Raw genomic sequence first — 15,920 nt, 5'->3', positions numbered from 1 at the left:
AGGATAGACAGATGTCTATCCTTTTTTGTATGTAAGTTAGAGCGCTTCTCTCTCAGCAGGCTCGATGAGATTTTGGAATTTTTCAATGAGCTGCGATGCTTTTGTTCCTTCAACTACGATCAAATATTCCTTTTCATTATGAGCCATGCGGAATGTTTCAAGCTCAATTAAGCTTTTGATTTTGCACATCGTTTTCTTTGAATAAATATAAACCTCGTGGCTTCCGGAATGGCACATTTTATAAAGATGAATCAAATTTCTTAAAGTAAAGGCCTGTGCGGCTACTTTCAGAGACTTGATATTTTTCATGATCTTTCTCCTCCATCGATTGTTGTCTTATATAGCCTAAGTTCCCAAAGCTGACAAGTCGTAAACCTATTTTTGCACATTTATGACTTCCATTGCAGCGCACCGCCCCCGATGCGTTTGACACCGCGGATGGAGCTTAATTCATCCATCAAGCGGAGAAGCGCCTTGTCTTTCTGCTTTGCTTCAATCATGAAATCAATATTCGTTCCCCATTGCCTAAAGCGTTCCAACAGCGGCAGCAAAAAGTTGGCTTCAACATAATCGGCATGGCTGCGTATCGCTTGCTCCGATTTTGGGGAAGACAAGTGAACCTTTGGCTGAAGGCCGATCCGCTCCCACGTTTTGATCATGCGGGGCAGTGCTACATTCAGGTCGGCGTGATCGTCTGGATTGGCGTAAAAATGATGAAAGTCAAAGACAAACGGAACATCCTCCTGCTCACAGACCTGAAGCGTTTCTTCCGTTGTATATGTTTTATCATCATTTTCAAGTGTCATCCGCTCTTTGATCTCCTGCGGCAGCTGTTTTATATTTTGATGAAATTGTGCAGTGGCGGTGTCTTTATTTCCGTAAGCGCCGCCAATATGAATGTTGATAACGGAGCGATCAGCAATGCCCATGGCCTCAAGCATGCGGTAGTGATAGGCCATATCGGTTACCGCATTTTTTGTGACGGATTCCTTCGGGCTCGTAAACAGAGTGAATTGATTTGGATGAAAGCTTGTTCGCAGTTGATGTGTTTTAACAAGCTCTCCAATCTCCCGAAACTCTTTTTGAAACGGTGTTACAAAATCCCACATCACGTCGGGATGCGTAGCCAGCGGCACAATCGAACTGGAAAAACGGTACAAAGGAATGCCGTGGCCGATGATATAGTGAAGGGTTCTCATCGTATTGCGCAAATTGGCTTTTGTCACAGTCAGAAGCGCTTCTTTTCTTTCAGTCTTTGAAAGCTTTGAATAACGCGCGAATGTCAATGTTTTAGCGGGAGACGCATCCCAAAGGCTCATCGCATTTGAAACGAACCCGAATCTGAAAATCATAGGAACTCTCCTTTATAAGAAATAAGATAATGCCCTGCCGAGCCATTCCGCCGGGCGCTGCCTGAATGTGCGCTTGCTGAAATCCTCCATGGTCAGCCGCTCCGACTTTTTCATATCCTCCTCAATCGTGGCATAGACTTCACTTGTAAACGCTTCGTCATCAATTTCGACATTCACCTCTTCATTTAAAAACAGGCTTCGTTTATCGAAGTTGGCTGTTCCGATTATGCTGAGATGGTCGTCTATGATGAGGGCTTTTACATGATAAAACCCTTGATAATAACGATAAATAAGACAGCCGGCATCCAAGAGCTCCGAATAATACGTAAAAGCCGCTTCTCGTACCAGCGGATGGTCTGATTTCATCGGTACAATGATTCTCACGGATACGCCGTTTTTTCTTGCGTTAATAAGGGCCTCTTGAAGCGGTTTTGATGGAATGTAATAAGGCGTGCAAACCGTAAGGCGATTCTTCGCTTGGGCAATGTTGGCCAAGTATATGTTTTCAAGGGAATAACCGTCAGTCGCATATATCTTGTGAGAAATAGTCCCTTGCTGAAGCTTTGGCCAAACATCCGAACCCAGTTCGATTCCGGTATTTCGTTTTAGATCAGAAGCAAAAAGCGTTTGAAGATCATGTACGCCTTCTCCCATCATGCGCAGATGATAATCCTCCCAATTGCCGAACTTCGCCTTCTTTCCAAGATATTCTTCGGCGATGTTAAACCCGCCGATATAACCGATTTTTCCGTCTATCACCGTAATCTTCCGGTGATTCCGTTTTTGCATGTGAAAAAAGAAAAAAGGAAAACGGGGACGATTCATCACATGGACATGGACGCCGGCATTTTTCATCGTCTGCAGCGCCGTTTTTTTAATTGCCCGGCAGCCCGCCCAATCCAGAAGCAAATAAACGGATACGCCAGCTTGGGCTTTTGTTTTCAGCAAGGTATACATATTGTGGCTGACCTCATCATTTTTCATAATAAAAAACATCATGTGAACAGAAGAGGCGGCCTGGCGAATATCATTCATCATCCGCTCAACGAGATCAGCGCCGCAGTGGATCAATTCGATGTCACTCTTCTTTTTTGAAAAAACAGGCTCGTACGCCTTTTTTCTGTATCCGGCACGGCCCATGAAGATATCAAGCAGAATCAAGGCAAAGAAAATAACGACAATGATCATAATCACGATAAATACCTTCATACCGGCACTCCTTTCCGTAGTAAAGGTAGTGTGCCCGAACAGCAGGAATTTAATTATTGACTGAACACTCATTCATTATTTATCATAAAGATAATCTTATACAGATTCGGGGGTAGGGGATCGCGGTCTTTATCAGTAAAAAGGGGGAATTGGAATGAGCGGCTTTCTCATCGCAAATGCATTATTATTTCTGATTGTAACCGCTTACGCTGTCTATTTGTTTGTGTACTTGGTCAAAACGAGACTGGCCTACATCAAGCTCGGCCAGAAAGAACAATTTGATCAACGGTTCAAGGAACGGCTTCACGACATATGGGTGAATGTATTCGGACAGAAAAAACTGCTCAAGGACAAGAAAAGCGGAATCATTCACGTCATGTTTTTCTACGGATTTATATTGGTTCAGTTCGGAGCAATTGACTTTATCATCAAAGGACTGGCTCCCGGCCGGAATCTGCCGCTTGGCCCGGTCTATCCCGCCTTCACCTTTTTTCAGGAAATTGTTACGTTTCTCATTTTGATTGCTGTTGGGTGGGCATTCTACAGACGTTATATAGAAAAGCTCGTGAGGCTGAAACGCGGTTTCAAAGCCGGACTCGTTCTCATTTTTATCGGAGGGTTAATGCTGACCGTTCTGCTTGGGAACGGGATGAATCTGATTTGGCATGAGCATGGGCTTTCTTGGAGCGAGCCAATTGCCTCAGGTATTGCGTTTATGCTTAGCGGTGTCGGGAAAACAGGCGCGACGGTGATTTTCTATATCGCATGGTGGATCCATCTCCTATTCTTGCTTAGCTTTTTAGTGTACGTGCCTCAGTCGAAGCATGCCCATTTAATCGCCGGCCCGGCAAACGTCTTTTTCAACAGAATGGAATCTGCCGGAAAACTTGAAAAAATTGATTTTACCGACGAAACGAAAGAAAGTTACGGAGCGGGAAAAATTGAGGATTTCAGGCAGTCTCAGCTGCTTGATCTGTACGCGTGTGTCGAGTGCGGCCGCTGTACAAATATGTGTCCTGCAACAGGCACCGGAAAAATGCTGTCTCCGATGGACTTGATTTTGCGTCTCAGAGACCATCTCACTGAAAAAGGCGCTGCCGTCACCTCGCGCTCCCCATGGGTGCCCGCAGCAGCGTTTCGGCATACGAGAGGCAATCAGCTGGCTGCGGCGTCAGCGGGCAGCGGATCGCAGGAAGCCGCAGCGGCGCTTGATTACAATCCAAGCTTGATCGGCGACGTCATCACAGAGGAAGAAATTTGGGCATGCACCACTTGCCGAAACTGTGAGGATCAATGCCCGGTCATGAATGAGCACGTGGATAAAATCATCGACCTCCGCCGCTACCTCGTACTGACAGAAGGAAAAATGGACAGTGACGCCCAGCGCGCAATGACAAGTATTGAGCGGCAGGGGAATCCGTGGGGACTCAACCGCAAGGAACGTGAAAATTGGCGTGACGAGGCGCCGGATGCTGAGATTCCGACTGTAAAAGAAATGAAAAAAGAAGGAAAAGAATTTGAGTACCTTTTCTGGGTAGGCTCCATGGGGTCTTACGACAACAGAAGCCAGAAAATCGCAATTTCCTTTGCCAAGCTGCTCAATCACGCGGGCGTGTCCTTCGCGATCCTCGGCAATAAAGAAAAAAATTCAGGAGACACGCCGCGCCGCCTCGGAAATGAATTTTTGTTCCAAGAGCTGGCTGAGAAGAATATTTCTGAATTTGAAAAAAATGATGTCAAAAAAATCGTTACGATCGATCCCCATGCATACAATTTATTTAAAAACGAATATCCGGATTTCGGATTTGAAGGGGAGGTTTATCATCATACAGAAGTGCTGGCCGAGCTTGTGAAAAACGGAAAATTAAGACCGCAGCACCCGCTTCATGAGACGATTACCTTCCATGATTCATGCTATTTGGGCCGGTACAATGAAGTCTATGATCCGCCGAGAGAGATTTTGAAAGCCATTCCGGGCGTGCAGCTTGTTGAAATGGAGAGAAACCGGGAAACCGGCATGTGCTGCGGAGCCGGCGGGGGATTAATGTGGATGGAGGAAGAAACAGGCAACAGGATTAACGTCGCCAGGACAGAGCAAGCGCTCGCAGTCAACCCATCGGTGATCAGTTCCGGCTGTCCGTACTGTCTCACAATGCTTGGGGACGGCACAAAGGCGAAGGAAGCCGAAGACCAAGTCAAAACGTACGACGTCGTCGAGCTTCTGGCTCAATCCGTTTTAGGCGCTGATCTGAAAATGGGGGAGAAGCAATGAATTTTTCATTATCAGAAGAACATGAGATGATACGAAAATTGGTGCGCGATTTTGCGAAGCATGAGGTGGCCCCGACAGCGGCAGAACGGGACGAACAAGAACGCTTCGATCGCGAGCTGTTTCGGGAAATGGCAAATCTGGGGCTGACGGGAATTCCATGGCCTGAAGATTACGGCGGAATCGGAAGTGACTATTTGGCCTACGTCATCGCGGTGGAGGAGCTGTCAAAAGTGTGCGCATCCACCGGTGTGACGCTTTCCGCCCATATCTCTCTTTGCAGCTGGCCGCTGTTTGCCTTTGGGACGGAGGAGCAGAAGACAGAGTACTTAACACAGCTGGCCCTCGGAGAGAAAATCGGCGCATTCGCATTGACCGAAGCACGGTCTGGCTCTGACGCCGGCAGCATGAAAACAACTGCTGAACGAATCGGCGATGACTATGTGTTAAATGGTTCCAAAGTGTTTATCACAAACGGCGGCGTTGCTGATATTTACATTGTTTTTGCCGTCACCGATCCCGAGAAAAAGAAAAAAGGCATTACCGCTTTTATAGTAGAAAAGGATTTTGAAGGATTTTTTACAGGCAAGAAAGAAAAGAAGCTGGGCATCCGTTCTTCACCGACAACGGAAATCATGTTCGAAGATTGTGTAGTGCCCGTATCAAAGCGTCTCGGACAAGAAGGAGAAGGCTTCAAAATCGCGATGAAGACGCTTGACGGAGGCAGAAACGGCATAGCTGCACAAGCCGTAGGCATCGCCCAAGGAGCGCTTGATGCGGCGCTTCAATATGCAAAAGAGCGAAAGCAATTCGGAAAAACGATCGGCGAGCAGCAGGGCATCGCTTTTAAACTCGCGGATATGGCGACAATGATAGAAGCTTCAAGGCTATTGACCTATCAGGCTGCGTGGTTAGAATCATCGGGTCTTCCATATGGAAAAGCTTCCGCCATGTCCAAACTGATGGCTGGGGATACGGCGATGAAGGTAACGACCGAAGCTGTGCAGATTTTCGGTGGCTACGGCTATACAAAAGATTATCCGGTAGAACGCTATATGCGTGATGCAAAAATCACGCAAATCTATGAAGGCACTCAAGAAATTCAAAGACTGGTCATCTCCAGAATGCTCGCGGATTAACGGAAAACATCTCTCAGTCGGATCACTCTTGTAAAATTATTTAAATTAACGCTGTTAAGGGTAGCATATTCTGTTTTATTTTGTTTATAATGAGAGGTATGGTTTGTATAAGAACGATACAAAATCGCTTTCATTATTGATAAAACAGATACATATAAGTAATAGAAAGGGAGTGTCCGACCTTGGGTATCAAACAATATTCACAGGAAGAGCTAAAGGAAATGGCTTTAGTTGAAATCGCTCACGAATTATTTGAAGAACATAAAAAACCAGTTCCTTTTCAGGAGCTTTTAAATGAAATCGCATCTTTGCTCGGCGTGAAAAAAGAAGAGCTTGGAGACCGCATCGCTCAATTTTATACAGATTTAAACATTGACGGCCGCTTCCTTGCGCTTTCTGACCAGACGTGGGGGCTTCGCAGCTGGTATCCGTATGATCAGCTTGATGAAGAAACTCAGCCGACAGTCAAGGCGAAAAAGAAAAAAGCGAAGAAAGCAGTCGAAGAAGATCTTGATCTTGACGAGTTTGAAGAGATCGACGAAGATGACCTTGATTTGGATGAAGTTGAGGAAGAACTCGATCTTGAAGCCGACGATTTTGACGATGAAGATATTGACGAAGACGACGACGATCTTGAGATCGAAGAAGATATTGTTGATGAAGATGATGAAGACTATGATGATGAAGAAGAGGAAATTAAATAGTATCAGATTTCATCTTCAAAACGATCTTGACTTTCATAGTCGAACTATGTAGTATGTATTTTGGGCTCTTCAAAAACGAAGAGAGAACATAGTACGTTATGCTCCCTTTCAAGAAATTGAAAGGGAGCTTTCTTATTTTCACCCCTCATTTTTCTTATAAATCATTTAAAAGGCTAAATGATTTTTTATAAAATAGTACATTTTAAAAATGTAGCTAAGAGCGAAGAGAGGAGCAAACGAAATGACGAAATATATTTTTGTAACCGGGGGAGTTGTATCCTCACTTGGAAAGGGTATTGTAGCAGCTTCATTAGGGCGTTTGCTGAAAAACCGCGGACTGAACGTGACGATTCAAAAATTCGATCCATACATCAACGTTGACCCGGGAACAATGAGCCCGTACCAGCACGGTGAAGTATTCGTAACGGATGACGGCGCTGAAACAGACTTGGACCTTGGTCACTATGAGCGTTTTATCGACATTAACCTGAATAAATTCAGCAACGTGACAACAGGTAAAATCTATTCAACAGTTCTTAAAAAAGAACGCCGCGGAGATTACCTTGGAGGAACCGTACAGGTCATTCCGCACATCACAAACGAATTGAAAGACCGTGTTTACCGCGCAGGGAAAGAGACAAACGCAGATGTTGTCATTACAGAAATCGGCGGTACTGTCGGAGACATCGAATCACTGCCATTCCTTGAAGCGATCCGCCAAATGAAGAGCGACATCGGCCGTGAAAACGTAATGTACATCCACTGTACGCTCGTACCTTACATTAAAGCTGCTGGCGAATTAAAAACAAAACCGACACAGCACAGCGTAAAAGAATTGCGCAGCTTGGGCATTCAGCCAAACATCATCGTCGTTCGTACAGAAATGCCGATTTCTCAAGATATGAAAGATAAAATCGCGCTTTTCTGCGACATCGATACAAAAGCGGTTATTGAATGTGAAGATGCGGACAACCTTTACTCCATTCCGCTGGAGCTTCAAAAACAAGGGCTTGATAAGCTTGTTTGCGAGCACATGAAATTGGCATGCAAAGAAGCGGAAATGTCCGAGTGGAAAGAGCTTGTTAACAAAGTCAGCAACCTGTCTCAAACGATTACAATCGGCCTTGTCGGCAAATACGTTGAGCTTCCTGACGCATACATTTCTGTTGTCGAGTCTCTCCGCCATGCGGGCTATGCGTTTGACACAGATGTAAAAGTGAAGTGGATCAACGCGGAAGAAGTGACAGAAAACAATATCGCAGAACTCACAAGCGGAACAGACGGCATCATTGTGCCGGGCGGATTCGGAGACCGCGGTGTTGAAGGCAAAATCGTCGCGACAAAATACGCGCGCGAAAACAACATTCCGTTCTTGGGCATTTGCTTGGGCATGCAGGTGGCGTCTATTGAATACGCACGAAACGTATTGGGCTTAAAAGGCGCTCACTCAGCAGAAATTGATCCGTCAACCCAATACCCGATCATTGATCTTCTTCCTGAACAAAAGGATGTGGAGGATCTCGGAGGAACGCTTCGTCTCGGCCTTTACCCTTGTAAGCTTGAGGAAGGCACGAAAGCCTTTGAAGTGTATCAGGATGAAGTGGTGTACGAGCGCCACCGCCACCGCTATGAGTTTAACAATGAATTCAGACAGCAAATGGAAGAGCAAGGCTTCGTATTCTCAGGCACAAGCCCTGATGGACGCCTTGTTGAAATCATCGAGCTGAAAGACCACCCTTGGTTCGTGGCTTCTCAGTTCCACCCAGAGTTCAAGTCAAGACCGACAAGACCTCAGCCTCTATTCAAAGGCTTTATCGGAGCGTCTGTCGAAGCTGCAAATCAGAAGTAATAAAAAAGACTTGCCGTTTGTCAAAAGCGGGCAAGTCTTTTTTATTTGTTTCCGGCAAGTTCCAGCATGTACAATAAGATATTATGCATACTCTTGCAGAATTTCTTTTAGTGTAAACGATAAAGCGTGATAGACATACAGTGCTGTCATTAAAGAGGGAAATCCGTAACGGGTGCCGTCTTCATCGGGAACAAGCGGCATTTTTAATTTAGAATCAATATGCACATCACAATACTGTTCTATTCCCGCACTGTCTTTGGCTGCGGGCGATACGCATACGACTCCCGCACCTTTTTCATAAAGCTCTTTTGCGAGCGCCTGTTCTTCGGCTGTGCCCGTCCCTGAACAAAACATCAGCACCCTGTCGCTTTCTGTCACTTCCTCAGCGCTTTCTGGAAAGGCTTTGACAGATGGGAAGGGTTCTTTGCTTTCGGTGGCCTCATAAAAGACGCCCTGAAGCTCATTCGCTCCATATAAATAAATGGAATGCCCGCTGATCACCGCTTGAGCAAGCAGCCGCGCCCCATCTTCAATCGCGTCAGATTCCTTATCCTGAATGCGGGAAAAAATACCTGTTAACTGCGTCGTGAATATTTTCAACATAAGTGAATCCTCCTTTATAACGTACAATATCAGTATACAACAAAAGAGAAAATGCTCAGAAAATGTCGTAAAGTAGACTATTATAATTAAAGGAAATAGTAAAATCAAACAGAATACATACAATACTGCTTACTTTTGACGAAAATCATAATATTGGGGTGTAAAATGATGAATGAAAAAATTTTAATCGTTGATGATCAATACGGCATTCGTATTTTGCTAAATGAAGTGTTCAATAAAGAAGGCTACCAGACGTTTCAGGCTGCGAACGGCCTGCAGGCGCTTGACATTGTGACAAAAGAACGGCCCGACCTTGTGCTTTTGGACATGAAAATTCCCGGCATGGACGGAATCGAAATCTTAAAACGAATGAAGGTCATTGACGAAAACATCCGGGTCATTATCATGACGGCATACGGAGAGCTCGACATGATCCAGGAATCGAAGGAATTGGGCGCTCTGACGCACTTTGCAAAGCCGTTTGACATCGACGAAATCAGAGACGCCGTCAAAAAATATCTGCCCCTGAAGTCGAATTGACAAAAAGAAGAAACAAATGAATCATGTCATTATGTTGCCGATTTGTCGAAAAGTTGGTATCCTAGTTATGGAGAAAAAGCGATCTGAGTATTTACATATGACAGCAATATATGGGTCATGCTAGGGTGGAAAGCTTTTTTCGCTAGAAGACAATCAGGCTACATAAGGAGGACATTCGACATGCCTTTAGTTTCTATGACGGAAATGTTGAATACAGCTAAAGAAAAAGGGTACGCTGTAGGACAATTTAACTTAAACAACCTTGAGTTTACTCAAGCGATTTTACAAGCAGCTGAAGAAGAAAAATCTCCAGTGATCCTTGGTGTTTCCGAAGGTGCGGGACGCTACATGGGCGGCTTCAAAACAGTCGTTGCTATGGTAAAAGCACTTATGGAAGAGTACAAAGTGACAGTTCCTGTTGCGATTCACTTAGACCACGGTTCAAGCTTTGAATCTTGTGCGAAAGCGATTCATGCAGGTTTCACATCTGTAATGATCGACGCTTCTCACCATCCATTTGAAGAAAACGTAGCAACAACTGCTAAAGTTGTTGAGCTTGCTCATTTCCACGGAGTATCTGTAGAAGCTGAGCTTGGAACAGTAGGCGGACAAGAAGATGACGTTATCGCTGAAGGCGTAATCTACGCTGATCCTAAAGAGTGCCAAGAGCTTGTTGAGCGCACTGGCATCGACTGCCTTGCACCAGCATTAGGTTCTGTTCACGGCCCTTACAAAGGTGAGCCAAACCTTGGCTTCAAAGAAATGGAAGAGATCGGAAAATCAACTGGTCTTCCGCTAGTTCTTCACGGCGGTACTGGAATTCCGACTGCTGACATCAAAAAATCAATTTCACTTGGTACAGCTAAAATCAACGTGAATACTGAAAACCAAATTTCTTCTGCAAAAGCTGTTCGCGAAACATTGGCAGCTAAGCCTGACGAGTACGATCCACGTAAATACCTTGGACCAGCTCGTGAAGCGATCAAAGAAACAGTTATCGGTAAAATGCGTGAATTTGGTTCTTCAAACCAAGCTTAATTCAATTGGAACTTTTTATAGCCGCCTGACAGCTTGACAGGCGGTTTTCCGTCTATCTTTAGAAAGCGCAATCATATTCGCAGTTCAGAAAATTTCTTAATCAGGGAGGCTTTTTGAAAATGTTATTCTTTGTTGATACAGCCAATATCGATGAAATTAGAGAAGCGAATGAATTAGGAATTCTCGCCGGTGTAACGACGAATCCTAGTTTAGTAGCAAAGGAAGCTAATGTATCATTCCACGACCGTCTTCGCGAGATCACAGACGTCGTGAAAGGCTCTGTAAGTGCAGAGGTTATTTCTTTGAAAGCTGAGGAAATGATCGAGGAAGGAAAAGAACTGGCGAAGATCGCACCGAACATTACGGTGAAAATCCCGATGACGTCTGACGGTTTAAAAGCGGTAAGAGCACTTACTGACTTAGGCATCAAAACAAACGTCACATTGATCTTCAATGCAAACCAGGCGCTTCTTGCTGCCAGAGCGGGGGCAACATATGTATCTCCATTCCTGGGACGTTTAGATGACATCGGCCACAACGGGCTTGACCTGATTTCAGAAGTTAAACAGATTTTTGACATTCACGGCCTTGACACGCAAATCATTGCAGCGTCAATCCGCCACCCGCAGCACGTGACAGAAGCTGCTCTTAGAGGGGCTCATATCGGCACAATGCCGCTGAAAGTCATTCATGCGCTCACTAAACACCCGTTAACAGACAAAGGAATCGAACAATTCCTGGCAGACTGGAACAAATAATGAAAGGGGCGGCAAACAGCTTTATGCCTGTTTGCCGCGGCCTTTGTATTTCACCGACCTGATACAGCGGATCTTCAGATGCTGACGCCGCTTTACAGAGAAGGAATCATTGGGCTGTAGAAGCTGATATCGGAATGAAGGGTATGCGTACTGCTTTTGCCGGATGACGACGATGTCTCTCGAGCCGGCGGGTCTCTGTGCATCTTTTGAAACCTGTACCCCCCAAAGCTTCGCTATTTTCTTCCTGATATTTTACAATGTGTTGTATTCTTTCTCTTCGAATTGGCTAGATTTTGGACATGAGCTTTATTTGCAGAGACAGAATAAAATGACATTTTATTTAGCTCCGCAGCTATCTTCTTATGGAAGGAGACTATCATGGAAAAGTTGAATATTGCCGGCGGTGACTCGTTAAACGGTACAGTACATATCAGCGGCGCTAAAAACAGCGCTGTTGCGTTAATACCTGCAACCATTTTGGCAAATTCCGAGGTGACAATTGAAGGGCTTCCAGAGATTTCAGATATTGAAACGCTGCGTGACCTGTTAAAGGAAATCGGCGGCAACGTGCATTTTGAGAATGGGGAAATGGTTGTTGACCCTACGTCGATGATCAGCATGCCGCTTCCTAACGGGAAAGTAAAAAAGCTTCGCGCGTCATATTATTTAATGGGGGCGATGCTCGGCCGCTTCAAGCAGGCGGTCATTGGATTGCCTGGCGGCTGTCACTTAGGGCCCCGTCCGATTGATCAGCATATCAAAGGCTTTGAAGCACTCGGAGCTGAAGTAACCAATGAACAAGGCGCCATTTATTTGCGAGCTGAAAGGCTGAGAGGCGCACGGATTTATTTAGATGTCGTAAGCGTTGGGGCAACGATTAACATTATGCTCGCCGCTGTTTTGGCAGAAGGGAAAACGATCATCGAAAACGCTGCCAAGGAGCCTGAGATCATTGACGTCGCGACATTGCTTACCAGCATGGGCGCCAAAATCAAAGGTGCGGGCACCAATGTGATTCGAATCGACGGCGTGAAGGAACTGCACGGCTGCAAGCATACGATCATTCCGGACAGAATTGAGGCCGGGACATTTATGATTGCAGGGGCTGCAATGGGCAAGGAAGTCATTATCGATAACGTCATTCCCACTCATCTAGAGTCGTTAACGGCAAAGCTGAGAGAAATGGGCTATCATATCGAAACAAGCGACGACCAGCTCCTCATTGTCGGCGGGCAGAAGAACTTAAAGCCGGTTGACGTTAAAACCCTCGTATACCCGGGGTTTCCGACTGATTTACAGCAGCCGATGACGGCGCTACTGACAAGGGCGAAAGGGACGAGTGTCGTCACAGACACCATCTACTCGGCAAGATTCAAGCACATTGATGAGCTGAGACGAATGGGTGCCAATATGAAAGTAGAAGGCAGATCTGCCATCATCACAGGTCCTGTCGAGCTTCAAGGCGCAAAAGTGAAGGCGAGTGATCTGCGTGCCGGAGCCTGCTTGGTGGTAGCCGGACTGATGGCTGATGGCGTCACGGAAATTACGGGACTGGAGCATATTGACCGCGGATACAGCAGCCTTGAGAAGAAGCTTGAGGGGCTTGGAGCGACAATTTGGCGTGAAAGAATGACTGACGAAGAAATAGAACAGCTTCAAAATTCATAATGGTTTCTTGTGAGAGGAGATCGTGTTGAAATGGAAAGAAGTTTATCAATGGAATTGGTACGTGTGACCGAAGCTGCGGCATTGGCATCAGCAAGATGGATGGGCCGGGGAAAAAAAGATGAGGCTGATGAAGCGGCAACAAGTGCAATGAGAGACGTTTTTGATACAGTGCCGATGAAAGGGACTGTTGTAATCGGTGAAGGGGAAATGGACGAAGCGCCAATGCTGTATATCGGGGAAAAACTCGGAAACGGGTACGGCCCGCGCGTGGATGTCGCAGTTGACCCTCTTGAAGGCACAAACATCTTAGCAAGCGGCGGCTGGAATGCGCTGACGGTTATCGCGGTCGCAGACCATGGCACGCTTCTGAATGCTCCTGACATGTATATGCAAAAAATCGCAGTCGGTCCGGAAGCGGTGGGCTGCATTGACATCGAAGCACCTGTCATTGACAATCTTAAAGCGGTGGCAAAAGCGAAAAACAAGGACGTTGAGGACGTCGTTGCCACAATTTTAAACCGTGAAAGACACGCAAAAATCATTTCCGAGCTTCGTGAGGCCGGCGCCAGAATCAAATTGATCAATGACGGCGATGTCGCAGGCGCCATCAACACGGCTTTCGACCACACGGGCGTTGATATCCTGTTCGGATCAGGCGGCGCTCCTGAGGGTGTGCTTTCCGCTGTTGCGCTAAAAGCACTCGGCGGAGAAATCATTGGTAAACTTCTTCCGCAAAGCGAAGAAGAAATCACTCGCTGTCACAAAATGGGCCTTGATTTAAGCAAAGTCCTTCGCATGGAAGACCTTGTGAAGGGTGATGACGCGATTTTTGCAGCTACAGGGGTTACTGACGGCGAGCTGTTAAAAGGAGTTCAATTCAAAGGCTCTGTCGGTACAACTGAAAGCTTAGTTATCCGTGCAAAATCGGGCACTGTTCGTTTCGTTGACGGCAGACACAGCTTGAAAAAGAAACCAAATCTTGTAATCCGTCCATAACAAACAGAAAAAGCGGGTGTGAGCCCGCTTTAACTTTTGCAGAAAAGCGTCAACTCTATCAATTCCGTGTCAAAACCTTATTTCAGTTGAATAATTTTTTGAAATAAGGTAAAAATAAAGAGTGCTGCGAATTTTACTGCGTAATACCTTCTTTTAAGCACTAGGAAAGTTTCAATTTCTACCGCATACAGACGATATAAGTATTGATCTTCTCATGTTTTTGTCCTCGCTTCCTTCAAAACTCATTAAGACAATCCTTTTAACAAAAGCGCCGATCATGGGTGGAAGTGTTACCGATAGAAGTTCCTTTATGTTAAAAAAAGAATGTGCTTTGGCGGATGTTGTGCAAAAGCAGCAGATGACATGTTCAGAGTAAGATATTGACTATGAAAAGCGTGGTGTTTTTATGAAAGACGTATCTATTTCCTCTTTGGAAAATATGAAATTGAAAGAGCTTTATGAACTTGCAAGACATTATAAAATCTCCTATTACAGCAAACTGACAAAAAAAGAACTCATTTTCGCCATTCTGAAAGCGAATGCAGAACAGGAAGATCTGCTGTTTATGGAAGGTGTTCTTGAGATCATCCAGTCTGAAGGTTTCGGCTTCCTGAGACCGATCAACTACTCTCCAAGCTCAGAAGACATTTACATCTCAGCTTCACAAATCCGCCGTTTCGATTTGCGGAACGGAGACAAAGTATCAGGCAAGGTTCGCCCGCCAAAAGAAAATGAGCGTTACTATGGACTTTTGCACGTTGAAGCAGTAAATGGGGATGATCCCGAATCTGCAAAAGAGCGTGTGCATTTCCCGGCTCTTACGCCACTTTATCCGGATCGTCAAATGGTGCTCGAAACAAAGCCGAACTTCTTGTCTACAAGAATTATGGACATGATGGCGCCGGTTGGATTTGGGCAGCGCGGATTGATTGTTGCGCCGCCGAAAGCCGGAAAAACGATGCTGCTGAAGGAAATTGCCAACAGCATTACAGCGAACCAGCCTGAAGCAGAGCTGATCGTGCTTTTAATTGACGAAAGACCTGAGGAAGTAACCGATATCGAGCGCTCTGTAGCTGGGGATGTCGTCAGCTCAACGTTTGATGAAGTGCCGGAAAACCATATCAAAGTGGCCGAGCTTGTGCTTGAACGTGCGATGCGTCTCGTGGAACACAAAAAAGACGTCATTATCCTGATGGACAGCATCACACGGCTTGCCCGCGCCTACAACTTAGTGATTCCGCCAAGCGGAAGAACGCTTTCCGGGGGGATTGACCCAGCGGCGTTCCACCGTCCGAAACGCTTCTTCGGGGCTGCGAGAAATATCGAAGAGGGCGGCAGCTTAACCATCCTTGCTACGGCTCTGGTCGATACAGGTTCACGTATGGATGATGTCATTTATGAAGAATTCAAGGGAACAGGCAACATGGAGCTCCATCTTGACCGCTCTCTTGCCGAGCGCCGCATCTTCCCTGCCATCGATATTCGCCGTTCAGGAACGCGCAAAGAAGAGCTGCTTGTGCCTAAAGAGCATCTTGATCGTTTATGGTCTATCCGCAAAACGATGTCTGATTCACCTGATTTCGCAGAAAAGTTCATGAGAAAAATGAAAAAAACCAAAACAAACCAGGAATTTTTCGATATTCTCAATCAAGAATGGAAACAGGCAAATCTATCATCTGCAAGAAGGTAAATTGTATTTGCAAAAGAAGTAAATCACTGATATAATTTTCTCATATGCGTTTCGGACAATGCTCCGAAATAATAACTCTGTTTCCACACGGGATTCAGGGCGGAA

At 45.6% G+C, this 15,920-nt stretch carries 15 protein-coding genes; 11 read left to right on the top strand and 4 right to left on the bottom strand.

Features of this window, described 5'->3' with window-relative positions:
• Nucleotides 1-36 precede the first annotated feature (36 nt).
• The 3 genes from CW370_RS11750 to cls form a co-directional block, all read right to left on the bottom strand.
• Nucleotides 37-309, bottom strand: coding sequence for a hypothetical protein (locus CW370_RS11750; RefSeq protein ID WP_003227597.1), 273 nt, complete (start codon nt 307-309; stop codon nt 37-39).
• An 80-nt stretch (nt 310-389) separates the two neighbouring features.
• Complete coding sequence (uvsE, locus tag CW370_RS11745; protein ID WP_017696270.1) at nt 390-1,352, bottom strand: UV DNA damage repair endonuclease UvsE; 963 nt, start codon at nt 1,350-1,352, stop codon at nt 390-392.
• 12 nt (nt 1,353-1,364) lie between these two features.
• Nucleotides 1,365-2,561, bottom strand: a complete 1,197-nt coding sequence (gene cls / locus CW370_RS11740; protein ID WP_024571804.1) for a cardiolipin synthase — start codon at nt 2,559-2,561, stop codon at nt 1,365-1,367.
• A 154-nt stretch (nt 2,562-2,715) separates the two neighbouring features.
• On the opposite strand from cls, the gene CW370_RS11735 reads away from it, so the two are divergent.
• The 4 genes from CW370_RS11735 to pyrG all read left to right on the top strand — a co-directional run bounded on the left by CW370_RS11735 (nt 2,716) and on the right by pyrG (nt 8,522).
• The gene (locus tag CW370_RS11735) at nt 2,716-4,833 is read left to right on the top strand and encodes a heterodisulfide reductase-related iron-sulfur binding cluster (RefSeq protein WP_029946106.1); all 2,118 of its coding nucleotides are present in this window, start codon (nt 2,716-2,718) and stop codon (nt 4,831-4,833) included.
• Complete coding sequence (gene acdA / locus CW370_RS11730) at nt 4,830-5,969, top strand: acyl-CoA dehydrogenase AcdA (RefSeq protein WP_024572665.1); 1,140 nt, start codon at nt 4,830-4,832, stop codon at nt 5,967-5,969. The genes CW370_RS11735 and acdA overlap by 4 nt, the downstream gene beginning before the upstream one ends.
• A gap of 182 nt (nt 5,970-6,151) precedes the next feature.
• Complete coding sequence (gene rpoE, locus CW370_RS11725; RefSeq protein WP_024572666.1) at nt 6,152-6,673, top strand: DNA-directed RNA polymerase subunit delta; 522 nt, start codon at nt 6,152-6,154, stop codon at nt 6,671-6,673.
• A gap of 241 nt (nt 6,674-6,914) precedes the next feature.
• A complete protein-coding gene (pyrG, locus tag CW370_RS11720; protein WP_003227612.1) occupies nt 6,915-8,522 on the top strand; it encodes a glutamine hydrolyzing CTP synthase in 1,608 nt (535 codons plus the stop codon).
• 81 nt (nt 8,523-8,603) lie between these two features.
• On the opposite strand, the gene CW370_RS11715 is transcribed toward pyrG, so the two are convergent.
• Entirely contained in the window at nt 8,604-9,125 is a 522-nt protein-coding gene (locus CW370_RS11715) for a DUF2529 domain-containing protein (protein WP_024572667.1), read from the bottom strand.
• A gap of 165 nt (nt 9,126-9,290) precedes the next feature.
• On the opposite strand from CW370_RS11715, the gene spo0F reads away from it, so the two are divergent.
• The 7 genes from spo0F to rho all read left to right on the top strand — a co-directional run bounded on the left by spo0F (nt 9,291) and on the right by rho (nt 15,815).
• Entirely contained in the window at nt 9,291-9,665 is a 375-nt protein-coding gene (spo0F, locus tag CW370_RS11710) for a sporulation initiation phosphotransferase Spo0F (protein ID WP_003227621.1), read from the top strand.
• Between the two features lie 180 nt (nt 9,666-9,845).
• The gene (locus CW370_RS11705; RefSeq protein ID WP_003243339.1) at nt 9,846-10,703 is read left to right on the top strand and encodes a class II fructose-bisphosphate aldolase; all 858 of its coding nucleotides are present in this window, start codon (nt 9,846-9,848) and stop codon (nt 10,701-10,703) included.
• A gap of 119 nt (nt 10,704-10,822) precedes the next feature.
• Nucleotides 10,823-11,461: a fructose-6-phosphate aldolase gene (gene fsa / locus CW370_RS11700; protein ID WP_003227626.1), complete on the top strand. Its 639-nt coding sequence runs from the start codon at nt 10,823-10,825 to the stop codon at nt 11,459-11,461.
• Between the two features lie 378 nt (nt 11,462-11,839).
• Nucleotides 11,840-13,129 (top strand): UDP-N-acetylglucosamine 1-carboxyvinyltransferase, encoded by a 1,290-nt coding sequence (locus CW370_RS11695; RefSeq protein ID WP_003227628.1) that lies wholly within the window; start codon nt 11,840-11,842, stop codon nt 13,127-13,129.
• Nucleotides 13,130-13,159: 30 nt separating this feature from the next.
• Nucleotides 13,160-14,125 (top strand): class II fructose-bisphosphatase, encoded by a 966-nt coding sequence (glpX, locus tag CW370_RS11690; protein ID WP_003242962.1) that lies wholly within the window; start codon nt 13,160-13,162, stop codon nt 14,123-14,125.
• Between the two features lie 214 nt (nt 14,126-14,339).
• Nucleotides 14,340-14,501, top strand: coding sequence for a hypothetical protein (locus CW370_RS21270; RefSeq protein ID WP_003227632.1), 162 nt, complete (start codon nt 14,340-14,342; stop codon nt 14,499-14,501).
• Between the two features lie 30 nt (nt 14,502-14,531).
• Nucleotides 14,532-15,815, top strand: a complete 1,284-nt coding sequence (gene rho / locus CW370_RS11685; RefSeq protein WP_003221939.1) for a transcription termination factor Rho — start codon at nt 14,532-14,534, stop codon at nt 15,813-15,815.
• Nucleotides 15,816-15,920 lie beyond the last annotated feature (105 nt).

This window comes from Bacillus sp. SN32 (assembly GCF_002837495.1).
Taxonomy (GTDB): domain Bacteria; phylum Bacillota; class Bacilli; order Bacillales; family Bacillaceae; genus Bacillus; species Bacillus subtilis.
Note: the sequence above shows the minus strand (reverse complement) of the source record. Positions and strands in the feature narration are given on the sequence as shown.

Excerpts from the sequence above, each read along its gene's own strand:
- CW370_RS11750 (WP_003227597.1), bottom strand. The coding sequence starts at position 309 with ATGAAAAATATCAAGTCTCTGAAAGTAGCCGCACAGGCCTTTACTTTA.
- uvsE (WP_017696270.1), bottom strand. The coding sequence starts at position 1,352 with ATGATTTTCAGATTCGGGTTCGTTTCAAATGCGATGAGCCTTTGGGAT.
- cls (WP_024571804.1), bottom strand. The coding sequence starts at position 2,561 with ATGAAGGTATTTATCGTGATTATGATCATTGTCGTTATTTTCTTTGCC.
- CW370_RS11735 (WP_029946106.1), top strand. The coding sequence starts at position 2,716 with ATGAGCGGCTTTCTCATCGCAAATGCATTATTATTTCTGATTGTAACC.
- acdA (WP_024572665.1), top strand. The coding sequence starts at position 4,830 with ATGAATTTTTCATTATCAGAAGAACATGAGATGATACGAAAATTGGTG.
- pyrG (WP_003227612.1), top strand. The coding sequence starts at position 6,915 with ATGACGAAATATATTTTTGTAACCGGGGGAGTTGTATCCTCACTTGGA.
- CW370_RS11715 (WP_024572667.1), bottom strand. The coding sequence starts at position 9,125 with ATGTTGAAAATATTCACGACGCAGTTAACAGGTATTTTTTCCCGCATT.
- spo0F (WP_003227621.1), top strand. The coding sequence starts at position 9,291 with ATGATGAATGAAAAAATTTTAATCGTTGATGATCAATACGGCATTCGT.
- CW370_RS11705 (WP_003243339.1), top strand. The coding sequence starts at position 9,846 with ATGCCTTTAGTTTCTATGACGGAAATGTTGAATACAGCTAAAGAAAAA.
- fsa (WP_003227626.1), top strand. The coding sequence starts at position 10,823 with ATGTTATTCTTTGTTGATACAGCCAATATCGATGAAATTAGAGAAGCG.
- CW370_RS11695 (WP_003227628.1), top strand. The coding sequence starts at position 11,840 with ATGGAAAAGTTGAATATTGCCGGCGGTGACTCGTTAAACGGTACAGTA.
- glpX (WP_003242962.1), top strand. The coding sequence starts at position 13,160 with ATGGAAAGAAGTTTATCAATGGAATTGGTACGTGTGACCGAAGCTGCG.
- CW370_RS21270 (WP_003227632.1), top strand. The coding sequence starts at position 14,340 with ATGTTTTTGTCCTCGCTTCCTTCAAAACTCATTAAGACAATCCTTTTA.
- rho (WP_003221939.1), top strand. The coding sequence starts at position 14,532 with ATGAAAGACGTATCTATTTCCTCTTTGGAAAATATGAAATTGAAAGAG.